Below are 20,338 nucleotides of genomic sequence, written 5' to 3' on the forward strand. Positions count from 1 at the left end.
GCCAGCAGCCGTGCTCTCCGCTCGCGGAGCACGGCTGCTGGCGGGCCCCGGAGGAACATGGCCGACCTCCAGTGCACAGCCCCGACCCCGCCGCGCTGCCCTACGTCGAGTAGAACCGAAAGAGTGCCCGTCAGCCGTGGGAGTCCTCTGGACTTTTCTGGGACTTCCGGCTTCATCAACCGGCACGAGCATGAAACAACTGAAAGACCATTCGCGCAGGTCAACGACCAAATCCCCCTCATCGTGGCGGGTCACCGCGCTGGCTGGTCTCTTCCGGGACATCTGACAGCCGTCGCAGTGAGATAGCGGTGTCGGCGGCGCCGGGGGGCGCCGGGACGGACTTGCGCCCTAGAGCAGAACAAGGGGGTCGCCGGCCCGCACCTGTCCCGGTGCCAGGACCGTGGCGAGTCCGTCCAGCCGCATGTCGTGCGCTTTCGTGATGGCCCGCAATACCAGCGGGGAATGCGGCAGGTCCTGCTGAGCCGCGTTCGTCATCACGCATCGCTCGCTCGACCGCACGAACTCCATGCATACCTCGTCGCCTATCCGCGCCTTGCTTCCGAACCACTCGTCCTCCACGAAGGCAGGAGTGCCAGGTGGTGTGCGTACCAGGAGGTTCGGGCGGAAACGTCGCTCATCGACGGGAACGTCCGGCACCGACGAACGCACCCAGTCAAGGGTGGCCGTGGTCAGCACGCTGACAGGCAGCTGGTCGAAGTGGGAGATCGCCCCCTCGCGAGCCACCTCGACGTCGTCGCGACCGAGATAACGGCGAAGATAGGCACTCGGATCCGGTACCACCGCCCCCTGCGGGTCGAGCAGTTCAGGCTCACCGCCATCGTCCAGATAGTGGGAACGCAGCTGCAGCAGGCCCGGCATCCTGCGGAAGCGGCGGGTGTTCTTCCCTGAGCCGAACTTTCCCTGAGCGTCGCGCACCGCGAAGAGACGGTCACCGACAAGTCCCCTGGCCTCCACCTCCGCCCGGTGGAGCACCTCGCCCCCTGTCGACTTGATCGGATACCGCCAGATCCGTTCGATCACACCCACCTCGGTCGCCATCCGGTGGAGGCTACAGGGCCGAGGGCCCGCGAAACGCCCTCAGCGCCCCGACGCGAACCGCACGAAGTGGCTCCAGCCCTCACGGCCCACCGAGAACGGCTGACGGGACACATCCTTGGAGTCCCGCACGTGAACGGCCCGTTCAGCGATCGCAACCTCCACGCAGCTGTCACCTTGCGTGCCGCTGTAGCTGGACTTGAACCAGGCAAGTTCCGTCGTACCGCTGCTCATAGCTCTCCTCGAAGTCGCTCCCCTTACCGTCCCGACGCGAACCGCACGAACCGGCTCCAGCCCTCACGGCCCACCGAGAACGGCTGACGGGACACATCCTTGGAATCCCGCACGTGGACGACCTGTTCGGCGATCGCAACCTCCACACAGTCGTCGCCGTCACTGCCGCTGTAGCTGGACTTGAACCAGGCAAGTTCCGTCATACCGCTGCTCATAGCTCTCCTCGCAATCGCTCCAGCAAGGCCCGGGAATCCGAGGGGCTCAGGGCCTGCGACCGCAGTGTGTCATAGCGCTGACAGAGGAGCCTCACCTCTTTTCGGTCGGAGATCAGCCGCCCGTTTCGCTGCCCTTCGGAGTAGCAGAGCCGCTGCCCGGCAGGCGTCTCCAAGATTCGCACAGGCCCGTCCAGACACGCATGCAGTCCAACCTCCAGCGGGACCACTTGAAGCGTCACATTCCTCGGGGCACTGCGCTCCAGGACGTGCTCGAGCATCTCGCGCATCGCCTCCGCATCACCGAACCGCCGCCGGAACACGTGCTCCTCGACGATGAAACTGAACGGCACCTTCGGTCGCTCCCGCATCATCGCCTGACGCTCCAGTCGTGCGGTGAGCTGCGTCTCCATCTCCTCATCGGCCCGCAGCGGAATCGTGCCGTCAAAAACCGCCCGCGCATACGCCTCCGACTGCAACAGCCCAGGCACCAGTCGGCACTCGTAGGTGCACAGGCTCACCGCCTTCCGCTCCAGTCGGGCCCAGCGGCGGAACCAGGCGGCAAGCCCCGCCTCGCCACGGGTGAGGTGGCGGGCGGCTTTCCGTAGGGCGCCGGTGTTGCCCAGCGCAGCTTCCGCGCGCTCCACGAACTCGTCGTCGGGCATGCGGCGTCCCAACTCGACGGACTCCACCGTGTGCTTGGAGAACCGCACAAGGGCGGCCAGTTCAGCGCGGCTGAGTCCCGCGTGTTCGCGCAGGGCCTGGACGACCGCGCCGAAGGTGCGCAAGCTGTCCGACGGGTGGGGTTCCCGCTCCCACTCCCCCTCAGGAACCGGCCGCCCGTCGGCGTCTTCCTCGGCGATGTCCATGCCCCGCCCCTCTCCGTCCGTACCGCGACGGCTCCTCACGGCCGTCACACTCACGACTCAGCGTGACGGCCTCTTCTGCGTACTGTCCACCGAAAGTGCCCGTACGCTCACTCCGCGTACGAGGCGCCACGCTCGCACCCATCGGTTTCCGGACGCCACGCTGACTCCATGGACCGAACCGTTCCCCAACTCGACGCGGCGACTCGCACCTTCACTCAGCTGCTCTCATCCACCCGGCGTGGCGCCCGGCTCGCCCGGCTGCTCGGCATGGCCGAACTCCGCTCCTGGGGCGTCCCGGAGAACATTACGGAGCGTGCTGAAGTCGTCGTTGCGGAGCTTGCTGCCAACGCCGCGCTCCACGGCCGGGTGCCCGGCCGCAGCTTCCGGCTCACGCTCGCCTTCGACCCGTCGGCCACCCGCCTCCGGGTGGAAGTCACCGATGCCCGCGGGGAGCTGTGGCCGCACCCTCCACCGTCATCGGACACCGCACCCCATGCATTGCGGACGAGCGGTCACGGCCTGGCGCTCGTCGCCGCTCTCGCCGATCGCTGGGAGACGCTCCCCTATCCGCCCAGTGGCAAGACCGTGCGGGCGGAGCTGGCCGATCCGGTCTGAAGTCTTCCGGCGAACACCAGCCATCTCAGCTCCGGGCGTCTCGGCCGGTGCCGCCGAATCTTCAGCCCTTGAGGGCTGACAGGCCGCGCTTGACGTCGTCGACGTTCATCGCGGGCTGGACCGTGACCTCGGCGCCCAGTTCGTTGAAGAGGGGTTCGGTGAAGGTCACCAGTTGGGAGGAGTCCTCCATGTCGAAGAAGAACAGACAGGCTCGGTGCCCTTTGTCCGGGGTGAAGTAGGCGGCTTCCGGCTGGAGTCGCTGCAGCAGGGATTCGAGCACCTGGCCCATCTTGCCGCTCGCGATCAGCTCGGAGCCCTTTTCCGTGTCCAGCCTGGCCTTCAGCAGCATGCGCATCGTGCGGTCCCCTCACGGGTGGGATGTCGGGCGCTCTCACCCTCCCCCGCCCGGGGTGGCCGCGCGAGGTGGCGGGGGCCGAGGGGGTGACCCCCGTCGGTCCGTGGGGGCGACGCGGCCTACGTCAGGGCCGGATCTCGCGCTGGGGGTCGTACGGTGCCAGGTCCAGCTCGGCGGCGGGGGTGTGGCCGAGGGCGAGGCGGGCGGCGACGGCACCCGCGTAGGGGCCGGCCGTCAGGCCCGCTGAGCCGAGGCCGCCCGCGACCACCAGGCCGTCCAGCGCGGCAACCGGGCCCCCAGCAGCGGCTGACCGTCCGGGCTGGTCGGGCGGAAGCCGACCCGGGTCTCCAGATGCGTGGCGTCCGCCAGGCCGGGGGCCACCGTGAGGGCGTGCCGGAGGACTTCGGCGAGGCCGCCCGCCGTGACGCGGTGGTCGAAGCCGGTGCCGTCCTCGCGCGTGGCGCCGACGACGACGCGGGAGTCGTCGAAGGTGAGCAGGTAGTGGCCGCTGCCGCCGGGCAGGACCACCGGCCAGTTGGCGGTGTCGGCGCCGGGCAGCCGGAGGTGCGCGATCTGGCCCCGCTGCGGTACGACGTCGATGTGCACCCCGGCAGGGCCCAGCAGCGCGGGCGACCAGGCGCCTGCCGCGGCCACCACGGCGTCGGCCGGCACCGGCTCGCCGCCCACCGTTACGCCCCGCACCCGGCCGTCTCGGGCCTCCAGGCTCGCCGTACCGGAGAGGACGCGCAGTCCGTGCCGTTCGGCCGCCGCGACGAGAGCCGCCCGCAGCCTGCGGCCGTCGAGCCGGGCGGCGCCGGACAGGTGGAGGGCCGTGCCCTGGAAACCGCTGCCGCTGTGGCCCAGCGCCGGAAACAGCCGCCGGGCTTCGGCGGCGTCCACGGTGGTGACCTCGCCCGCGTGCGGGTCGGCCGCAGCGCGCGCCGTCACCCGGGCCCGGATCTGCTCGGCGGCCGTCTCATCGGGCGGGAGCAGGACGAGGGCGCCGACCGTACGGTGGCCGACGTCGTACCGGCCGTCCTCGGCCAGGGCCGCGAGCAGGCCGGGGTAGTACCCGGCGCCGGCCACGCCGAGGGGGTCCTCCGCCCGGCCGGTCCAGGGGGAGATGATGCCCGCACCCGCCGCGGTTGCCCGGCCCTGGTGGGCGGCGTCGACCAGGACCGCCTCGGCACCCGCGCGTACCAGTTCGTACGCCGCGGCCGCACCGACGATCCCGGCCCCGATGACGACGACTCGCACCCTGCCTCCTCGATCCCGAATCCCGCCGACCAGCCCGGTCCCGGGCCACAGGGGATCACCGGTTTGATCAGGCGTCAACGCCCCGGCGGTGCTGACGGCCCTGCCGCCTCTGCCAGGGCGCCCGGGGCCCAGGGCCCAGGGCCCAGGGCCCACAGGAGCACACCGGCGGCCAAGTGCAGCGCCGCGACCAGGAGGGTGAGGGCACCGGCCGGGAGGTGGGCGAGGGTGCCGACGAGTGCGGTGCCGAGCGCCGCCGAGGTCAGCTTGAGTCCGGCGCCCAGGGTGAAGACCTGGGCGCGAGCCCCGTCGGGTGCGTGGTCGGCCCGCAGGCGGAGGGTGGCGGCCAGCAGCGGACCGTCGCCCAGCCCCGCGAGGGCGAACAGCGCGACGGTGGCGGCGAGTTGCGGCGCGAGTGCCGCGCCTGCCAGCGCGCTGGCGGTCATCAGCAGGCTGAGCAGGGCCAGCCGGGCCGGGGCCGGTGCGCGGCGCCACCGCGCTGTCCCCAGCGAGCCGGCGAGCCCGCCCACCGCGAACGCGGTCATCAGCAGCCCGCCCGCGCCGGGTTCGCCCCGCTGCTGGGCGAGCAGTACGCCGATGACGGGGAGCGCGCCGACGCCGAGGAAGGCCACGCAGGTGGCCAGGGTGATGGCACGCAACTGGGGGACGCGCCAGAGGGCGTGGAAGCCGATGGTGACAGCGCGAAGCCAGAGGCTGGCGTTGGAGTTGGGGCTGGGCCCGGGTGCCACCGGCGGGTGCCGGTCCGTGGGCTGTCGCAGGCCGGTGGAGAGCAGGGCCGCGCCGCCGGCCGAGGCGGCAAGCAGGGCTGTCGCCAGGCTCGCGGAGACGGCCGCCGTGGTGGCGCTGACGGCGGCCGGTGCGGTGACGGCGGCGGCGTTGTACGTGGTGGCGTCCAGGGCGAAGGCGCGGGTACGGGCCTGTCCGGCGGGGAGAAGCAGCGCGAGGAGGCTGGAGAGACCGCCGGTGACGACCGGGCCGACGCTGCCGCCGACCACGGCGACGGCCAGGGTCAGCAACAGCGACGCCCGTCCCAGCGTCAGGCCCAGCAGGGCGATCGCCGCGCCGAAGACGGCCAGCGCACAGCCGTGGAACAGGCGCCGGACTCCGGCCTGTTCGGCCAGTGCGCCGGCCAGCGGAGCCGCCAGCGCGTGCGGTGCCAGCCAGGCGGTGAGGACATAGGCGCCCAATGCCGGACTGTGGCCGGGCGTCCGCTCCACCGCCAGCAGGGCCAGCGCGATGCCTACGCCTTCGTCGGCGAAGCGGGCCAGGAAGGCCGTGGCCAGGTACGTCGTCATCCGCGTCGCTCGCCCGCCTCCCCCTCGATGGGTAACGCTTTCTCTATATGATGCGTTACATGAAGCAGCGCGGGGAACCCGAGGGCGGATTCCGGCCCGGTGAGCGCTTGATCGACCTTGCGAACGCGGTACGGGAGGACCCCGGGCTCTCCCGTGACGCGATGGCGGCCGTTCTCGCCCGGCACGGCGAGACGGAGCGGGAGCTGCGCGGTCTGACGGACGGTGAAGCGGCGGCGCTTCGGCGGGCGGTCGCTGAGCTGACGGAGCGGGTGCTGGTCGAGACCGACACCGACCGCGCGGCCGAGGCGTTGAACGCGCTGCTGGAGCGCTGCGCCGCGCGGCCCCGGCTGAGCCGGCATGACGGCCATACATGGCATCTGCATGTCGATCGGGGTGACGACGCGGGGTGGGCGGACTGGTTCACCGCGGCCGCCGCGGTTGCGCTCGCTCGGTTGCTGAGCGAGCGCGGGGGTGTTGTGTGGGGTGAGTGTGCGGCGGGTGGATGTCGGCGGCTCTTTCTGGGGGGAGGGGCCGGTGCGGCGCGGCGTTACTGTTCGTCCGCGTGTGCCACGCGGAGCCGCGTTGCGGCGTATCGGCGGAGGCAGCGGGAGGGTTGAGTGCGTTCCGGGGAGGGGGTGCGCCTGTCGGTGCGTTGCGGGCTGCCCGTCCGTTGTGGTTGCTCGCGCAGTTCCCCGCGCCCCTGAATGGCTAGCTCTTGCCCTACGGCAGGACCGCGACGCCGTCCAGTTCGACCAACGCGGCCTCATCCCAGAGGCGGACCGCGCCGATGACCGCCATCGCGGGGTAGTCACGCCCGGCCAACTCGCGCCAGATACCGCCCAATTCGGCCGCATGGGCCCGGTACCCGGCGACATCCGTCGTATAGACCGTGACCCGGGCCAACTGCCCCGGGTCACCACCGCACGCGGCGAGCGCGGCGAGCAGGTTGGTGAGGGCGATGCGGAACTGGCCGGGGAGGGTGTGCGCCGCGATCCGGCCGGTGCCGTCCAGGGCCGTCTGGCCCGCCAGGAAGACCAGGCGCGAACCGGTGGCTGTCACCGCGTGCGAGAAGCCGCGGGGCGGGGAGAGCTCCGCGGGGTTGATCCGGTCGATCCGGTGCGGGGCGCTGCGGTCGGCGGCTTCCTGGCTCGTTCCGCTCATGGGTGCCGCACCTCCTTGGAGAGCTCTTTGTAGAGCTCCTTGGCGATGACGGAACGCTGTACCTCGCTGGCGCCCTCGTAGATACGCGGGGCCCGCACCTCGCGGTAGAGGTGTTCGAGGAGGTGGCCGCGCTGGAGGGCTGCGGCGCCGTGGAGCTGGACGGCGGCGTCCACCACGTACTGCGCGGTCTCGGTCGCCAGCAGCTTGGCCATGGCGGCACGCAGCGCCACGTCGCCGCCGCTGCCACCGCCGCTGTCGTACGCGCTCGCCGCCGCGTACACCAGCAGCCGCGCCGCCTCCGTACGGGTCGCCATCTCCGCCAACTGGTGTGAGACCGCTTGCAGATCGCGCAGGACGCCGCCGAACGCGGGCCGCTGCCCGGCGTGCTCGAGCGAGGCGTCCAGGGCGGCCTGCGCCATGCCGACGGCGAACGCGCCCACGCTGGGCCGGAAGAGGTTGAGGGTGCGCATGGCGATCCGGAAGCCGTCGCCGGGTTCGCCGAGCAGATCGGCCCGGGTGACGCGTACGGCGTCGAAGGTGAGGGTGCCCAGGGCGTGCGGTGCGAGCATGTCGAGCGGCTCGCCGCTGAGCCCTGGCCGGTCGGCGGGGACGAGGAAGGCGGTTACTCCGCGGGAGCCGGGAGCCTCGCCGGTGCGGGCGAAGACGGTGTAGAAGTCGGCCCAGGGCGCGTTGGAGATCCACGTCTTGGTGCCGGTGAGCCGCCAGCCGCCCGTACCGCCGGACCGGCCCGTATCGCCGGAGGCGCCCGTACCGCCCGGTTCGGGTTCGGCCCGCAGCTGTAGCGCCGCGGCGTCGCTGCCCGCTTCCGGCTCGCTCAGCGCGAAGGCGGCCACTGCCCGCCCCGCGGCGACGGCGGGCAGCCAGCGGGCCCGCTGCTCGGCCGTGCCGGCGTCGGCGACGGGCCCGGCGCCGAGGCCCTGGAGGGCGAGCGCGGTCTCGGCCTCCGGGCAGGAGTACGCCAACGACTCGCGCAGCAGGCACAGATCGAGCGCGCTGACCCGGCGCCACGGCGGTTCAGCGGGCACCGCGCGGGCCAGCAGCCCGAGTTCGCCCAGCTCGCGGAGCAGCGGTCTGTTGACCCGTCCGGCCTCGCCCCCGGCGGCCGAAGGAGCGAGCCGTTCGGCGCCCAGCGCGCGCAACCGCGCGCACCAGGCGCGCTGTTCGGGCGTGAGCGCGAACGCGGACGTCGCGGGCTGGGTGGTCGTCATGGCGGCTCCCCTCGGCCGTGAGCCGGCCCGCATCCGCGGGCCCGTCACCCTTCTGTCTATCGCGGACTGTTGACTGCCGTCACCAACACGTTACGCTCGACGCCACTCGCCGCCCCGGCCCGACCGGCTGTCAGCCGCCTGCCGACCGGCGTGCGGAAGGCCGCCCGCGAGGGGGTAGACCGGTCATGACTCCGACTCCGTCCGCGCACGTCGACACCTTCGTACGGGACCATCTGCCGCCGCCGGACCAGTGGCCCGTGCTGCTGCTGGACGACCCGGCCCTGGCTTATCCCGACCGCCTCAACTGCGGTGCCGAGCTGCTGGACCGCACGATCGAGCGGCTGGGCCCCGACCGCCCCGCCTTCCACTCCGGCGGGCTGCCCCTGGCCGAAGGCGGCTCCCCCGGAGCCCGCACGCCGCGGCGCACCTGGTCGTACGGCGAGTTGCGCGGCACCGTCGACCGGCTGGCCCACGTGCTGACCGGCGAGCTGGGGGTGGTGCCGGGCAACCGGGTGCTGCTGCGCGGGCCGACCAGTCCGCAGCTGGCCGCCTGCTGGCTGGCGGTGATGAAGGCGGGGGCCGTTGCGGTGACCGTGCTCGCGGCGCACCGGGCGGGCGAGTTGGCCACGATCTGCCGGCTGGCCCGGATCTCGCACGCGCTGTGCGACGCGCGGTCGGCCGAGGAGCTGGCCGCGGCGGAGGTGCCGGGGCTGCGTACCGCGCTGTTCGGCAGCGGTGACGCGCACGACGTACTGCGGCCTGCGGCCGGCGAGCCGCAGCGGTTCGAGGCGGTCGCGACGGCCGCCGACGACGTGGCGCTGATCGCGTTCACCTCGGGCACCACAGGTACGCCCAAGGGCTGTGTGCACTTCCACCGGGATGTGCTGGCCATCGCCGACACCTTCGCCGCGCGGGTGCTGCGACCGCGCGGCGACGACGTGTTCGCCGGCACCCCGCCGCTGGGCTTCACCTTCGGGCTCGGCGGGCTGGTGGTCTTCCCGCTGCGGGTGGGGGCCTCGGCGCTGCTGGAGAGCTGGAGCGGCGCCGCCGGGACGCTGGAGGCGGTCGCGGCGCACCAGGTGTCGGTGCTGTTCACCGCGCCGACCGCCTACCGGGCGATGCTGGCGCTGCTGGACGAGGCGGGGTCCGGCGGTGGCCCGTACGATCTCTCGTCGCTGCGCCGCTGTGTCTCGGCCGGCGAGCATCTGCCCGCCGCCACCTGGGAGTCCTGGTACGCGCGGACGGGGCTGCGGATCATCGACGGGATCGGCGCCACCGAACTGCTGCACATCTTCATCTCCGCCGCCGACGAGGCGATACGGCCCGGCCGTACGGGAGTGCCGGTCCCCGGCTATCAGGCGCGGGTCGTCGCCGAGGATGGGCAGGGGGCGCTGGTGCCGGTGCCGGACGGCGCCCCGGGGCTGCTGGCGGTACGCGGCCCGGTCGGCTGCCGCTATCTGGCGGACGAGCGGCAGCGCAGCTATGTGCGCGACGGCTGGAACATCACCGGCGACACCTATGTGCGCGACGCGGAGGGCTACTTCCGCTACATCGCACGCGCCGACGACATGATCATCTCGGCCGGCTACAACATCTCGGGCCCCGAGGTCGAAGAGGTGCTGCTGCGTCACCCGGACGTGTCCGAGGCGGCGGTGGTCGGCTGCCCCGACGAGCGCCGGGGCCGGGTGGTGGTCGCACACGTGGTGCTCGCTCCTGGCGTGGCACAGGACAGCGGCACGGCAGAGCGGTTACGGCAGTTCGCCACGAAGGAGCTCGCCCCGTACAAGTGCCCGCGCCGGTTCGTCTTCGCGACGCAGCTGCCGCGCACCCCCACCGGCAAGCTCCAGCGCCACCGGCTGCGGGAGCCGGAGCCCGAACCCCGGCCGGGCGGTGGGGCGAGCGGGCGGCAGCCCTAAAGTAACGGCGTGGTTCAGAACGTGTTTCCGCAGCTCGGCGAGGCCGCATCGGCCCCCGGAGCCGCACAGGCCGAGGTCGCAGCACAGGACGAGGGAGCGGGCAGGCTCCGCAAGCCCTCGCCCAGCTCCCTCATCCTCACCTTCTACGGCGCATACGGGCGGGACCTGGACAGCGAGGGCACCGTTCCGGTCTCCGTGCTCATCCGGCTGCTCGGCACCATGGGCGTGGACGCGCCGTCGGTACGCTCGGCGGTCTCCCGGCTCAAGCGTCGCGGGCTGCTGACGGCCGACCGGCCCGGCAGCAAGGCGGCCGGATACCGGCCCTCGCCCGCGGCGGCCGAGCTCCTCGCCGACGGCGACCGCCGGATCTACAGCCGCCCCGAACCGGACGGCAGCTGGCTGCTGGCCGTCTTCTCCGTTCCGGAGAGCGAGCGCGACCGGCGGCACGTGCTGCGCTCCCGGCTGGCCCGGCTCGGGTTCGGCAACGCGGCACCGGGCGTGTGGATCGCGCCCTCGCACCTGGAGGAGGAGACGCGGCACGCCCTCGACCGGCTGGAACTGGCGCCGTACGTCGATCTGTTCCGGGGCCACCACGCCGGTTTCACACCGACCGCCGAGGCCGTGGGCCGCTGGTGGGACCTGGAGTCCGTCGCGGAGGGGCACCGCGCCTTCCTCGCCGAGCACGAGCCGGTGCTGCGCCGCTGGACGCGCCGCAGCCGGGTGCCCGCACCCGCGGCGTGCCGCGACTATCTGCTCGCGCTGGACGCCTGGCGCCGGCTGCCGTACGCCGATCCGGGGCTGCCGTCCGCGCTGCTGCCCGACGGGTGGCCGGGCGAGCGCTCCGCCACGGTGTTCTTCACGCTGCACGAGAAGCTGCGGGACGCGGGGTACGGGTTCGTGCGCGAGGTGTACGGGGAGGCGCTGGGCCGCTGAGGTGGGGCCTCACCTGAAGGGCTTGCCCGGCCGATCTTGCCCCTCCGCGCCCCTTACGGGGCGCGTCCTCCCTGATCGTCCGGTGGCTCGTCCCACCAGCGGTCGTCGGACTCCCGGCGGTTGCCGACGATCACAGCGAGTGGCGGCAGCACCATGGCGACGACGCAGAGCCCGATGGCCGCCGGCACCGACCACAGCCGCACGAAGGCCCAGGCGCTGACGAACAGCACCAGGCAGATGGCCATCAGCGTGAAATACCGCCGCCGCCTCCGTGCGTACATATCTCCACGGTACGGCGGCGGCTGTGGCCCGTCAGGCGGAGCTTTCCACGAAGCGCACGACGAGCTTCTCCAGGGCGTCGGCGAGGGACTCCGGGGCGGTGAACGGGCTGGGGAGGTGGGAGGTGCGAGTACGGCGGCGGCCCCGGCCCGTCAGGCGGAGCTTTCCACGAAGCGCAGGGCCAGCTTTTCCAGGGCGTCGGCGGTGGACTCGGGGGCGGTGAGTGGGCTGAGGTGGTGCGAGGTGCGCCGGAGGACGCGGTGGCCGATGGCCTCGGCGCGTATCGCGGTCTCCTCGTAGCTGGAGCTCAGCCGCAGATAGGCGGTCCGGGCGTGGTCCGGGTCGGGGGGCGCGTCGGGGGCAGGCTCCTCGAAGTAGGCGAGGGGCAGCCGTGGGATGCCGGAGCGGAACCGCTCGCGCAGCACGGGATCGGGCACCTCCTCGATCAGCACCTGCTCGGGGAACCAGGCGTCCCAGGGCGGCAGCACACCGTCTGCGGCCAGCTCGCGCAGCTGCCCGGCCTGCTGGGACGGGGCGGCCCCCAGCCAGCTCTGTCCGGGGTGCGGCCACTGGGCGTCGGCGTAGACCGTGCCGAGGACGGCGCGCGGCGGGCGCTGGCGCGTGAAGCGGGCACGGAGTGCGGGCAGCAGCGGGCCGGCGCCGCTGTGTCCCACCAAGATGACCGGGGGTGCCGGAGCCCCGTCACGGCCGTCGGCCGGCGCGCTGGTGACGGCATCCAGCAGCTTGGGGTAGTACGGGCCCTCGCCGTCGAAGGCGCCGCCGAGGGAGGGGACGCTGACCGTGCGGCCTCGTGCGCGCAGCGCGTCGGCGACCGGCTGCCAGATGAGGTCTCCGGTCAGCGGACTGTGCACCAGCACCAGTTCGGCCTGGTTCAGAGCGGGCACATTGCTCCCCTTTCCGGCTCTCGGGGTGTCCGCACTGGCTCGCCCGTCCGCACCCCGGGGCGCCGTCCTCACGGAGGCAGGGATTGCGAACGAGACCGCTCAGCCTAGACCTGTGCCGGGCCCTGGAACCTGGGGGATCGCTACATACCGCCCAGTATGTCGAGAGTGCTCAAAGTGCCAGCCGGGGTTTGGGGGCATCGGTGCGCCCTGTGGGGGGCCTGCGGCTGCCCGCCCGGTACGGCTCCGGCCATGGAGCACCCGGCCCTTCGTACTCCTGCTCGGCCGCGGCGTGCAGCGTCCAGTGCGGGTCGTACAGGTGCGGCCGGGCCAGCGCGCACAGATCGGCACGCCCGGCCAGCACCAGCGAGTTGACGTCGTCCCAGGAGGAGACGGCGCCGACCGCGATCACCGGGAGGCCCAGCAGATTGCGGATGCGGTCGGCGTACGGGGTCTGGTAGGAGCGGCCGAAATCGGGGCGCTCGTGGGCGACGACCTGGCCGGTGGAGACGTCGATGGCGTCGGCGCCGTGCTCGGCGAAGGCCGCGGCGATCCGCACCGCGTCGTCCCCCGTGGTGCCGCCGGCAGCCCAGTCGGTGGCGGATATCCGTACGGTCATGGGGCGTTCGGCGGGCCACACCTCACGCACCGCGTCGAACACCTCCAGCGGGTAGCGCAGCCGCGCGGACAGCGAGCCGCCATAGCCGTCGGTCCGCCGGTTGGTCAGCGGCGAGAGGAACCCGGAGAGCAGATAGCCGTGCGCGCAGTGCAGCTCCAGCAGGTCGAAGCCCGCGCGGGCCCCGCGCCTGGCCGCGGCGGCGAACTCCTCCCGCACGGCGGTCATTCCGCTGCGCGTCAGCTCCTGCGGTGTCTGGCTGACTCCTGGGAGGTACGGCAGCGGGGAGGCGGCCACCAGCGGCCAGTTGCCCTCGGGAAGCGGCTCGTCGATCCCCTCCCACATGAGCTTGGTCGAGCCCTTGCGCCCGGAGTGCCCCAGCTGGAGTCCGATCGCGGCGGTCGGCGACTGCTGGTGCACGAATGAGGTGACGCGCTGCCACGCCGCCTCCTGTTCGTCGTTCCACAGCCCCGCGCACCCCGGCGTGATGCGGCCCCGCTCGGAGACGCACACCATCTCCGTCATGATCAGTCCGGCGCCGCCCAGCGCCCGCGCGCCCAGGTGGACGAGGTGGAAGTCGCCGGGCACGCCGTGCTCGGACTTGTACATGTCCATCGGGGAGACCACGACCCGGTTGCGCAGCGTCGCCCCGCGCAGCTGGAAGGGCGTGAACATGGGCGGCGTGTCCGGCGGAATCCCCGCCTCCAGCTCGGTGGCCGTGACGAACTCGCGGTCGCGCAGCCGCAGATTGGCGTGCGTGACGCGCCGGCTGCGGGTGAGCAGGTTGAAGGCGAACCGGTACGGCGGCTGCCGGGTGTAGCCGGCCAGTTCCTCGAACCAGGTCAGGCTGGCGTGCGCGGCACGCTGCGTGGACCTTACGACGGGCTTGCGTTCGGCCTCGTACGCGGCCAGCGCGGCGGGCAGACCGGGCTGTTCGCGCAGACAGGCGGCGAGCGCCAGCGCGTCCTCGACGGCGAGCTTGGTGCCGGAGCCGATGGAGAAGTGCGCGGTGTGCGCGGCATCCCCGAGCAGCACGATGTTCTCGTGCGACCAACTCTCGTTGACGACGGTGCGGAACGCCGTCCACTGCGAGCGGTTGCCGCGCAGGGTCCGGCCGTTCAGCGTCCCCGGGAACAGCGCGGCGCACCGCTCGGCCGCCTCTCTCTCGTCCAGCCGGTCGAGCCCGGCGGCCCGCCAGACCTCTTCGCGGGCCTCGACGACGGCGGTGGAGCGGTCAGGACCATAGGGGTAGGCGTGCAGCTGGAGGATGCCGTGCTCCGTCTCGGCGATCTCGAAGCGGAAGGCGTCCAGCGCGAAGTCGGCGGCCAGCCATATGTAACGGCAGCGGTGGGTGGTGAGGGTGGGCCGGAAGCTGTCGGCGTGCGCGGCGCGGGTGGCGCTGTGCACCCCGTCGGCGGCGATCACCAGATCGTTGTCCCGCGCCAGTTCGGCCGCCGGTGGCGCCTCGGTCCGGAAGCGCAGTGCGACCCCGAGTTCGCGGCACCGCGCGTGCAGCACCGACAGCAGGGTACGGCGGTCGAGCGCCGCGAAGCCGTGGCCCGAGGAGGTGAGGGTGCGGCCGCGGTGCACGACCTCGATCGCGTCCCAGCGCACCATGTGCCCGCCCAGGGTGGCGAAGACCTGCGGGTCGGCGTTCTCGATCCCGCCGACGGTCTCGTCGGAGAGCACGACGCCGAACCCGAACGTGTCGCCGGGCGCATTGCGCTCGTAGACGGTGATCTCCCGCGCCGGATCGAGCCGCTTGAGCAGCACCGCCGCGTACAGCCCGCCGGGGCCGCCGCCGATGACGGCGACGCGCAGCGGACGGTCCGCAGAGGTCACGCGCTTCCCGGGCCTCCCGGCCGACAGGGCCGTCACGGCCTCCTCACCGGCCCCGCCAGGCGGGCGGCCGCTTCTCGGTGAAGGCGGCGTGGAACTCCTTGTAGTCCTCGCCGTGCATCAGCAACGCCTGGGTGGCGGCGTCCAGTTCGACGGCCCCGGACAGCGGGAGATCGAGCTCGGCTGTGAGCAGTGCCTTGGTCTGCGCGTGGGCGAGTGCCGGGCCGTCGGCGAGCCGCCGGGCGAGGGCGTACGCGCCCCGGGTGCTCTCCCCCTCCTCCACCAACTGGCTGAGCAGCCCGATCCGTTCCGCCTCCGGCGCCCGGACGGGCTCGCCCAGCATCAGGATGCGGGTGGCGTGGCCCAGGCCGACCACGCGGGGCAGCAGATAGGCGGCGCCCATGTCACCGCCGGACAGGCCCACCTTGGTGAACAGGAAGGCGAACCGCGCGGTGGGGTCGGCCACCCGGAAGTCCGCTGCCAGCGCCAGCACCGCGCCCGCGCCCGCCGCCGCGCCGTGCACGGCGGCCACCACGGGGAACGGTGCCTCTCTGAGGGCGCGTACGACCTGCCCGGTCATCCGGTTGAAGTCCAGCAGCTGGGCGGTGTCCATGCCGAGGGTGGCGCCGATGATCTCGTCCACGTCGCCGCCCGAGCAGAACCCCCGGCCCTCCCCCGCCAGCACCAGCGCGCGGGTGCGGCCGCGGTGCGAGAGCTCGGCGAGCAGGTCGCGCAGGTCGGCGTACGCCTCGAAGGTCAGCGCGTTCAGCTTCGCGGGCCGCGCGAGCGTGACGGTGGTGACCCCGTCCTCCTCGCCGACCCGCAGATGCCGCCACTCCTCGGTGCGCCGGGCTGATCCGGTGAACGGGCTCATTCCGCAGCCTCCGTCGCTCCGTCGGCAGGTGCCGCGCCGGGCGCGCGGGCGACCACTGGGGAAAATATCACCGATCCGTGACCGTCGTCACGAGTACGCAATACGCGCCAACGCCCCCCGCGCGGCGAGCAGTCGGCGGCTCGTCATCCGATCGGGGGAGCGCGCCGATGCGGTAACGGTTCGCCTCCGCGCCGCCTGCGTACGGTCGCCGCCATGGGAGCGTCACAGCACGCGGGCGGGGCGGCGACAATCGAGGGCCCCGCGGCCACCGGCGAGGGCTCTGGGCAGGGCGTCAGCGCACCAGCCGTCAGTGCGCTGCACCTGTCCGCCTTCCGCTCGCTGCGCGCCCTCACCGTCCCGCTCGGTCCCGTCACCGTGCTGACGGGACCGAGCGGGAGCGGCAAGTCGACGGTCCTGGAGGCGTACCGGGCGCTGGCCAGGCTCGGGCAGGGCCACCCGCTCGACGAGGTGTTCGAGGGGCCGGCCACACCGCCCGAAGTCCCCTCGCGTTACGTCCCGCAGCGCGCGCGGCCCGACCGGCAGGGGCGCCGCGGGTTCCGCCTCGGCTGCGCCGTGACGGGCCCGGCAGGACCGCTGCGCTTCGATGTCGCCGTACAGGCCGAGCCCGAACTGCGCGTGGTGGGCGAGCGGTTGTCCCGCCCGGAGGGAGAGACCCTGCTGGCAACGGCGCTGCGGGACCCCGCCCGGCGCTCTGTGACCGCCACCCGCCACGTGGCGGGGACCGAACGCGCACTGCGGATGCCCTTCCCCGACGACCGGCTGACCCTCCCGCTGCTGCCCCTGCGGGTGGCGGGGACGACGGCGGAGGACTGCGCGCTGCTGGAGGCCGTCGAGCAGGTGGTGGTCGCCCTTCGCTCGGTCTTCGCCTGCGATCCGGTGCCCGCTCTGATGCGGGAACCGGTCGCGGCGCGGGCCGGGAGACTGCGCGGCGACTGCGCCAACCTCGCCGATGTGCTGCGCCGTACGCGCGCGGAGTGCACCACCCGGCACGCCGCGCTGCTGGCCGTGGTGCGGGAGGGCTGCGCGGGGCCGGTCACGGAGTTGCGGGCCGAGGCGGTCGGGAGTGCCAGGGGCGCCGGGCCCGGCGGGAGCGGCCTGGTGCGGGGCGTGCTGGAGCGTGGCGACGGGGCGCCCGCCACGCCGCTGGAGTGGCTGGGCGAGGGCGAGTTGCGGTACGCGGCGCTGGGGCTGGTGCTGCTGACCGGCCCCGGGGTGCTGTCCGTCGACACGGTGCACGAGCTCCCGGCGGCGCGGCAGGCCCTGACGGTGCTGGCGGACGGGATGGACCGCGGGCTGGACGGGCGGCAGACGGCCCAACTGCTGGCACTGGCGGGCCGGATGGCGCGGCGGGGCCACGTACGTCTGCTGGCGACCGGGCCGGACGGCGGTGCGCTGGCGCAGGCTGCAGCGCAGACGGAGGGAGTGACCCTGATAGACCTTGGCGGGTGAACGAACAGCACGACGAAACCGATCAGCAGCACGACCACGCCGGCGGCGCCGGCGGCCGGGCCCCTCGCACGGTCGCGGGGCTCCAGCGCCGGCTCGCGCAGTTCGCGGAGGCCAGGGACTGGGGGCAGTACCACACCCCCAAGAACCTCGCCGCGGCGCTGAGCGTCGAGGCGGCCGAACTGATGGAGATCTTCCAGTGGTTGACGCCGGAACAGTCGGCCCGGGTGATGAGGGACCCGGAGGCGGCAGGGCGGGTCGAGGACGAGGTCGCCGATGTCCTCGCCTACCTCCTCCAGTTCTGTCATGTGGTGGGTGTCGACCCCCTCGCTGCACTGGTAGCAAAGATCGAGAGGAACGAAACGCGTTTCCCGAAGCCCGGAACCGGTCACTCTATGGAGTGAAGAACTTCTTCACACGAGCCTTTTATCCACGGAATTCCGAAACCTCCTGGCGGAGCTGACCATTTACAGTCACGCTGGGTAACGACCAGTGAGGGGTAGGCAGATGGATGCTGTACGGCTCATCGCCGCCACGCGCCAGGCCCTCGCGCTCAGCGCGGACGTGTCCGAGATTCTCGCCGAGGCATGGCAGGCGCAGGCGCTCGCGGCGGCGGTGGGCAGCCATCTGGCGGTCAGCGGGCCTCCGGCCGTGCGGTCGGAGGCACTTGGGCTGAGCGAGGTGGGCGGCAGAGCCAACGGATCCAGGAACCCGGCGCTGCGCGCGGGCGCCGTGCGCGCCGCACAGCTCTCGGAGATCGACGATCCGCGGCGCACTTTGGACGACTTGGGCGCACTGCTGGGCGAGGCGGGGGTGGCTCTGGTGGGAGTCGCCGTTACCGCGGAGGACGAGGCGCTGTATTGGCAGTGCATGGAGGCCATCGACGCCGCGGACGAGTCCGGCGACAGGATCGCTTCGATTCTGCGGACGTTGTCCATGCGCGAGCGCGGCAGCCTGGCTTGAGCAGGCTGCCGCGGAGTTCTTTCCGGTGAGGGGGTGCCACTGTTCGTTGTCTGCGGGCTGCGGGTTCGTTGGGTGTTGCTCGCGCAGTTCCCCGCGCCCCTTCGGGGCGCGTTCCTCTCAGGCGGCAGCCTCCGTCTCGGCTGGGATGGTGCGGGTCAGCATTTGGGCTTGGCGCATGCGCCCGTCGGGGGTGAACCGGCCGAAGAAGCAGACCTCGATGTCCAGTTCCCGCTTCGGGTCCTTCGCGTGCAGCGTGTACCGGGCGGCGAGCCGGTCGTCGGCCGTGAGCGCTTCGTGGACCGACACCCGGAGCCCGGGGCGGCGCTTGCGGATGGGGCGGGTGTGGGCGACGAGCTTGGCGCGGTCGATCCGGTGGCCGTCGGCGATCTGCACGATGTCCGGGGTGTGGTAGCGGTCGACGATCACTTCGGCGTCCTCATCGCTGCTCAGCAGCTCGTCGTGGAACCCCGTGAGGAAGTCGGCGATGAAGCGCTGCGGGTCGGTGGCGTCGAACGGGCTCATGCTGCCTCGGCTCTCTCTGACTAGAATTCTTACATGCTGTAAGAGTTGCAAGATACGAGTCGGCCGACAGCTTTGACAAGATGTAAGAGATGAATCCGACGCCTGCCCCGAACACCGCTCCCAACACCGCCCGGAACCGCCGCGCCGACGCGCGCCGCAGCAGGGCATCGATCCTCGACGCCGCGATCCGGCTGCTGAACGAGCGCCCCGACGCCGGCGTCGGGGCCGTCGCCACCGCGGCGGGAGTGACCCGGCAGACCGTCTACGCCCACTTCCCGTCCCGCGAGCAGCTGCTGACCGCGGTGCTCGACCGGCTCACCGAGCAGACGGTCGCGGCCATGGCCGCCGCCGACCCGGACTCCGGACCGGCGGCGGAGGCACTGCTGCGGCTGCTCGACGCCGCCGAGGGTGCCACCCGCAAGTACCCGGCCCTCATCCGGCTGACCGGCACACTCCCCGCGAGCCGTGAGGAGGACGCCGAACGCCACCTCCCCGTCGCGGAGCTGCTGGAGCGTGTCGTACGGCGCGGGCAGGCGAGCGGCGAGTTCGACGGCCGGCTCCCGGCGGACTGGCTGGTCACCGCCACCATCGCGCTGGCGCACGCCGCGAGCGGGCAGCCGGAGGGCGACCGGCTTCTCCGCACCAGCGTGCTGCGCCTGCTGCGGGCCGACTGAAAAATGTGCTTGGGCCAGATCCGGAAGCACGCGGATCATGAGGCATGCGCCCGGACGACTGGCACCTCACTGACGACATCGACAGCTTTCTGGCCCGCGCGGGGGACTTTCTGCGCTCACGCCCCGCCCTGCACACCATCCCGCTCACCGTGACCGAGGGGCTGCGTACGCGCGAAGCGCACCCACACGGCGCCGAAGGCCCGCTCCTCGGCTTCCTGGAGAGGGCGGGCGAGGTCCGCGCGGCCTGCTTCCGTACCCCGCCCCGCCCGCTGAACGTCACCCCTCTCGACCCCGGCGAGTCGGAAGCCCTCGCCGCCCGGCTGTCCGCACTCGGTCTCACCGTCCCCGGTGTCATCGCGGACCGCGACACCGCCGCGGGCTTCGCCGGTGCCTGGCAACGGCACACCGGCGCGACCCCGACGCTCGACTCGCGCCGGCGGCTCTACCGCTTGGACGCGCTCGCCACGCCCGAGCCCCGTCCGCAGGGCCGGGCCCGGGTGGCGGGCGAGCAGGACCGGGAGCAACTCGTCGGCTGGTACGGGGACTTCACAGCGGCCGTCGGAGCGGGCGCCGCGACGGACGCGACCAGCTGGGCCGACACGCGCATCACCCACGGGCGCGTCACGTTCTGGGAGAGCCCTCACGGCACCCCCGTCTCCATGGCGGGTGTGACCCCGATGGTCGCCGGCCAGGTCCGAGTGGCCCCCGTCTACACTCCGGCGCGCCTGCGTGGCCACGGCTACGCGGGCGCCGTGACAGCCGAGGTCAGCCGGGCAGCCCTGGCGGCGGGCGCGGCGGAGGTCGTGCTGTTCGCGGACCTGGCCAACCCCACCAGCAACCGCCTCTACCAGCGAATCGGCTACCGGTCGGTCGCGGACTTCGCGACGTACGCATTCCGGGCCGCATCCGGCGGGACGTAGCGGGCGGAAGACGCCGGAGCGGCGGCAGAGGGCGCGGCGGGTGAGTCCTGCCGGTGCGGCGGCGCGGCGGAGGACTCCACACAACGAAGCCCCAGCCGCACCGGCCGGGACCTGCGACCGTAACAATGGAGG

General features: G+C 72.8%; 24 protein-coding genes. 9 read left to right on the top strand and 15 right to left on the bottom strand.

Annotation, left to right across the window (positions count from 1 at the left end):
- Positions 1–348: 348 nt before the first annotated feature.
- From ITI46_RS17375 to ITI46_RS17390, 4 genes are read right to left on the bottom strand one after another with little or no spacing between them, the layout of a single operon-like run.
- Positions 349–1,059, bottom strand: coding sequence for an MOSC domain-containing protein (locus ITI46_RS17375; RefSeq protein WP_209240479.1), 711 nt, complete (start codon positions 1,057–1,059; stop codon positions 349–351).
- A gap of 39 nt (positions 1,060–1,098) precedes the next feature.
- Entirely contained in the window at positions 1,099–1,290 is a 192-nt protein-coding gene (locus ITI46_RS17380) for a DUF397 domain-containing protein (protein WP_209240480.1), read from the bottom strand.
- A 23-nt stretch (positions 1,291–1,313) separates the two neighbouring features.
- Positions 1,314–1,505: a DUF397 domain-containing protein gene (locus tag ITI46_RS17385; RefSeq protein WP_209240481.1), complete on the bottom strand. Its 192-nt coding sequence runs from the start codon at positions 1,503–1,505 to the stop codon at positions 1,314–1,316.
- The gene (locus ITI46_RS17390) at positions 1,502–2,371 is read right to left on the bottom strand and encodes a helix-turn-helix domain-containing protein (RefSeq protein WP_209240482.1); all 870 of its coding nucleotides are present in this window, start codon (positions 2,369–2,371) and stop codon (positions 1,502–1,504) included. Before ITI46_RS17390 ends, ITI46_RS17385 begins: the two co-directional genes overlap by 4 nt.
- A gap of 168 nt (positions 2,372–2,539) precedes the next feature.
- Between ITI46_RS17390 and ITI46_RS17395 the strand changes: the two genes are divergently transcribed.
- The gene (locus ITI46_RS17395) at positions 2,540–2,986 is read left to right on the top strand and encodes an ATP-binding protein (RefSeq protein ID WP_209240483.1); all 447 of its coding nucleotides are present in this window, start codon (positions 2,540–2,542) and stop codon (positions 2,984–2,986) included.
- A gap of 61 nt (positions 2,987–3,047) precedes the next feature.
- Here the strand turns inward: ITI46_RS17395 and ITI46_RS17400 are convergent, their stop codons facing one another.
- The 4 genes from ITI46_RS17400 to ITI46_RS17410 all read right to left on the bottom strand — a co-directional run bounded on the left by ITI46_RS17400 (position 3,048) and on the right by ITI46_RS17410 (position 5,911).
- Positions 3,048–3,341: a hypothetical protein gene (locus ITI46_RS17400; RefSeq protein ID WP_209240484.1), complete on the bottom strand. Its 294-nt coding sequence runs from the start codon at positions 3,339–3,341 to the stop codon at positions 3,048–3,050.
- A 124-nt stretch (positions 3,342–3,465) separates the two neighbouring features.
- Positions 3,466–3,609 (bottom strand): hypothetical protein, encoded by a 144-nt coding sequence (locus ITI46_RS34875; protein ID WP_247746139.1) that lies wholly within the window; start codon positions 3,607–3,609, stop codon positions 3,466–3,468.
- Positions 3,576–4,598 (bottom strand): NAD(P)/FAD-dependent oxidoreductase, encoded by a 1,023-nt coding sequence (locus ITI46_RS17405; RefSeq protein WP_307808209.1) that lies wholly within the window; start codon positions 4,596–4,598, stop codon positions 3,576–3,578. The genes ITI46_RS34875 and ITI46_RS17405 overlap by 34 nt, the downstream gene beginning before the upstream one ends.
- Positions 4,599–4,672: 74 nt before the next feature.
- Positions 4,673–5,911 (bottom strand): MFS transporter, encoded by a 1,239-nt coding sequence (locus ITI46_RS17410; RefSeq protein ID WP_209240485.1) that lies wholly within the window; start codon positions 5,909–5,911, stop codon positions 4,673–4,675.
- Between the two features lie 59 nt (positions 5,912–5,970).
- Here ITI46_RS17410 and ITI46_RS17415 point away from each other — a divergent pair, with 59 nt between their 5' ends.
- The gene (locus ITI46_RS17415; protein ID WP_209240486.1) at positions 5,971–6,528 is read left to right on the top strand and encodes a CGNR zinc finger domain-containing protein; all 558 of its coding nucleotides are present in this window, start codon (positions 5,971–5,973) and stop codon (positions 6,526–6,528) included.
- A 103-nt stretch (positions 6,529–6,631) separates the two neighbouring features.
- Here the strand turns inward: ITI46_RS17415 and ITI46_RS17420 are convergent, their stop codons facing one another.
- Both ITI46_RS17420 and ITI46_RS17425 read right to left on the bottom strand, forming a co-directional pair.
- A complete protein-coding gene (locus ITI46_RS17420) occupies positions 6,632–7,072 on the bottom strand; it encodes a RidA family protein (RefSeq protein ID WP_209240500.1) in 441 nt (146 codons plus the stop codon).
- Entirely contained in the window at positions 7,069–8,301 is a 1,233-nt protein-coding gene (locus ITI46_RS17425) for an acyl-CoA dehydrogenase family protein (RefSeq protein ID WP_209240502.1), read from the bottom strand. The genes ITI46_RS17420 and ITI46_RS17425 overlap by 4 nt, the downstream gene beginning before the upstream one ends.
- A gap of 185 nt (positions 8,302–8,486) precedes the next feature.
- Here ITI46_RS17425 and ITI46_RS17430 point away from each other — a divergent pair, with 185 nt between their 5' ends.
- Together ITI46_RS17430 and ITI46_RS17435 are read left to right on the top strand one after the other, a co-directional pair.
- Complete coding sequence (locus ITI46_RS17430; protein WP_209240503.1) at positions 8,487–10,217, top strand: AMP-binding protein; 1,731 nt, start codon at positions 8,487–8,489, stop codon at positions 10,215–10,217.
- A 132-nt stretch (positions 10,218–10,349) separates the two neighbouring features.
- Positions 10,350–11,150: a PaaX family transcriptional regulator gene (locus ITI46_RS17435; RefSeq protein ID WP_307808210.1), complete on the top strand. Its 801-nt coding sequence runs from the start codon at positions 10,350–10,352 to the stop codon at positions 11,148–11,150.
- A gap of 53 nt (positions 11,151–11,203) precedes the next feature.
- Here ITI46_RS17435 and ITI46_RS17440 read toward each other — a convergent pair whose 3' ends face one another.
- The 4 genes from ITI46_RS17440 to ITI46_RS17455 all read right to left on the bottom strand — a co-directional run bounded on the left by ITI46_RS17440 (position 11,204) and on the right by ITI46_RS17455 (position 15,660).
- The gene (locus tag ITI46_RS17440; RefSeq protein ID WP_209240507.1) at positions 11,204–11,431 is read right to left on the bottom strand and encodes a DUF3099 domain-containing protein; all 228 of its coding nucleotides are present in this window, start codon (positions 11,429–11,431) and stop codon (positions 11,204–11,206) included.
- Positions 11,432–11,581: 150 nt separating this feature from the next.
- A complete protein-coding gene (locus tag ITI46_RS17445; RefSeq protein ID WP_209240509.1) occupies positions 11,582–12,334 on the bottom strand; it encodes a hypothetical protein in 753 nt (250 codons plus the stop codon).
- A gap of 169 nt (positions 12,335–12,503) precedes the next feature.
- Positions 12,504–14,789 carry a bifunctional salicylyl-CoA 5-hydroxylase/oxidoreductase gene (locus ITI46_RS17450; protein WP_209240510.1) on the bottom strand — a complete coding sequence of 762 codons (2,286 nt, stop codon included), beginning with the start codon at positions 14,787–14,789 and terminating at the stop codon, positions 12,504–12,506.
- Between the two features lie 43 nt (positions 14,790–14,832).
- Positions 14,833–15,660: an enoyl-CoA hydratase family protein gene (locus ITI46_RS17455; RefSeq protein WP_209240511.1), complete on the bottom strand. Its 828-nt coding sequence runs from the start codon at positions 15,658–15,660 to the stop codon at positions 14,833–14,835.
- Positions 15,661–15,873: 213 nt separating this feature from the next.
- Between ITI46_RS17455 and ITI46_RS17460 the strand changes: the two genes are divergently transcribed.
- The 3 genes from ITI46_RS17460 to ITI46_RS17470 all read left to right on the top strand — a co-directional run bounded on the left by ITI46_RS17460 (position 15,874) and on the right by ITI46_RS17470 (position 18,090).
- Positions 15,874–17,130 (top strand): AAA family ATPase, encoded by a 1,257-nt coding sequence (locus ITI46_RS17460; RefSeq protein ID WP_209240512.1) that lies wholly within the window; start codon positions 15,874–15,876, stop codon positions 17,128–17,130.
- Positions 17,127–17,531, top strand: a complete 405-nt coding sequence (locus ITI46_RS17465) for a nucleotide pyrophosphohydrolase (protein WP_209240513.1) — start codon at positions 17,127–17,129, stop codon at positions 17,529–17,531. Before ITI46_RS17460 ends, ITI46_RS17465 begins: the two co-directional genes overlap by 4 nt.
- Before the next feature lie 103 nt (positions 17,532–17,634).
- Positions 17,635–18,090, top strand: coding sequence for a DUF6099 family protein (locus ITI46_RS17470; protein WP_209240514.1), 456 nt, complete (start codon positions 17,635–17,637; stop codon positions 18,088–18,090).
- Positions 18,091–18,207: 117 nt separating this feature from the next.
- On the opposite strand, the gene ITI46_RS17475 is transcribed toward ITI46_RS17470, so the two are convergent.
- Positions 18,208–18,612, bottom strand: coding sequence for a nuclear transport factor 2 family protein (locus ITI46_RS17475; RefSeq protein ID WP_209240515.1), 405 nt, complete (start codon positions 18,610–18,612; stop codon positions 18,208–18,210).
- Between the two features lie 89 nt (positions 18,613–18,701).
- Here ITI46_RS17475 and ITI46_RS17480 point away from each other — a divergent pair, with 89 nt between their 5' ends.
- Positions 18,702–19,286, top strand: a complete 585-nt coding sequence (locus ITI46_RS17480; protein WP_209240516.1) for a TetR/AcrR family transcriptional regulator — start codon at positions 18,702–18,704, stop codon at positions 19,284–19,286.
- A 44-nt stretch (positions 19,287–19,330) separates the two neighbouring features.
- Positions 19,331–20,206, top strand: coding sequence for a GNAT family N-acetyltransferase (locus tag ITI46_RS17485; RefSeq protein WP_209240518.1), 876 nt, complete (start codon positions 19,331–19,333; stop codon positions 20,204–20,206).
- The last annotated feature ends 132 nt before the right edge of the window (positions 20,207–20,338 follow it).

Source organism: Streptomyces oryzae (genome assembly GCF_017676365.1).
Taxonomy (GTDB): domain Bacteria; phylum Actinomycetota; class Actinomycetes; order Streptomycetales; family Streptomycetaceae; genus Streptomyces; species Streptomyces oryzae.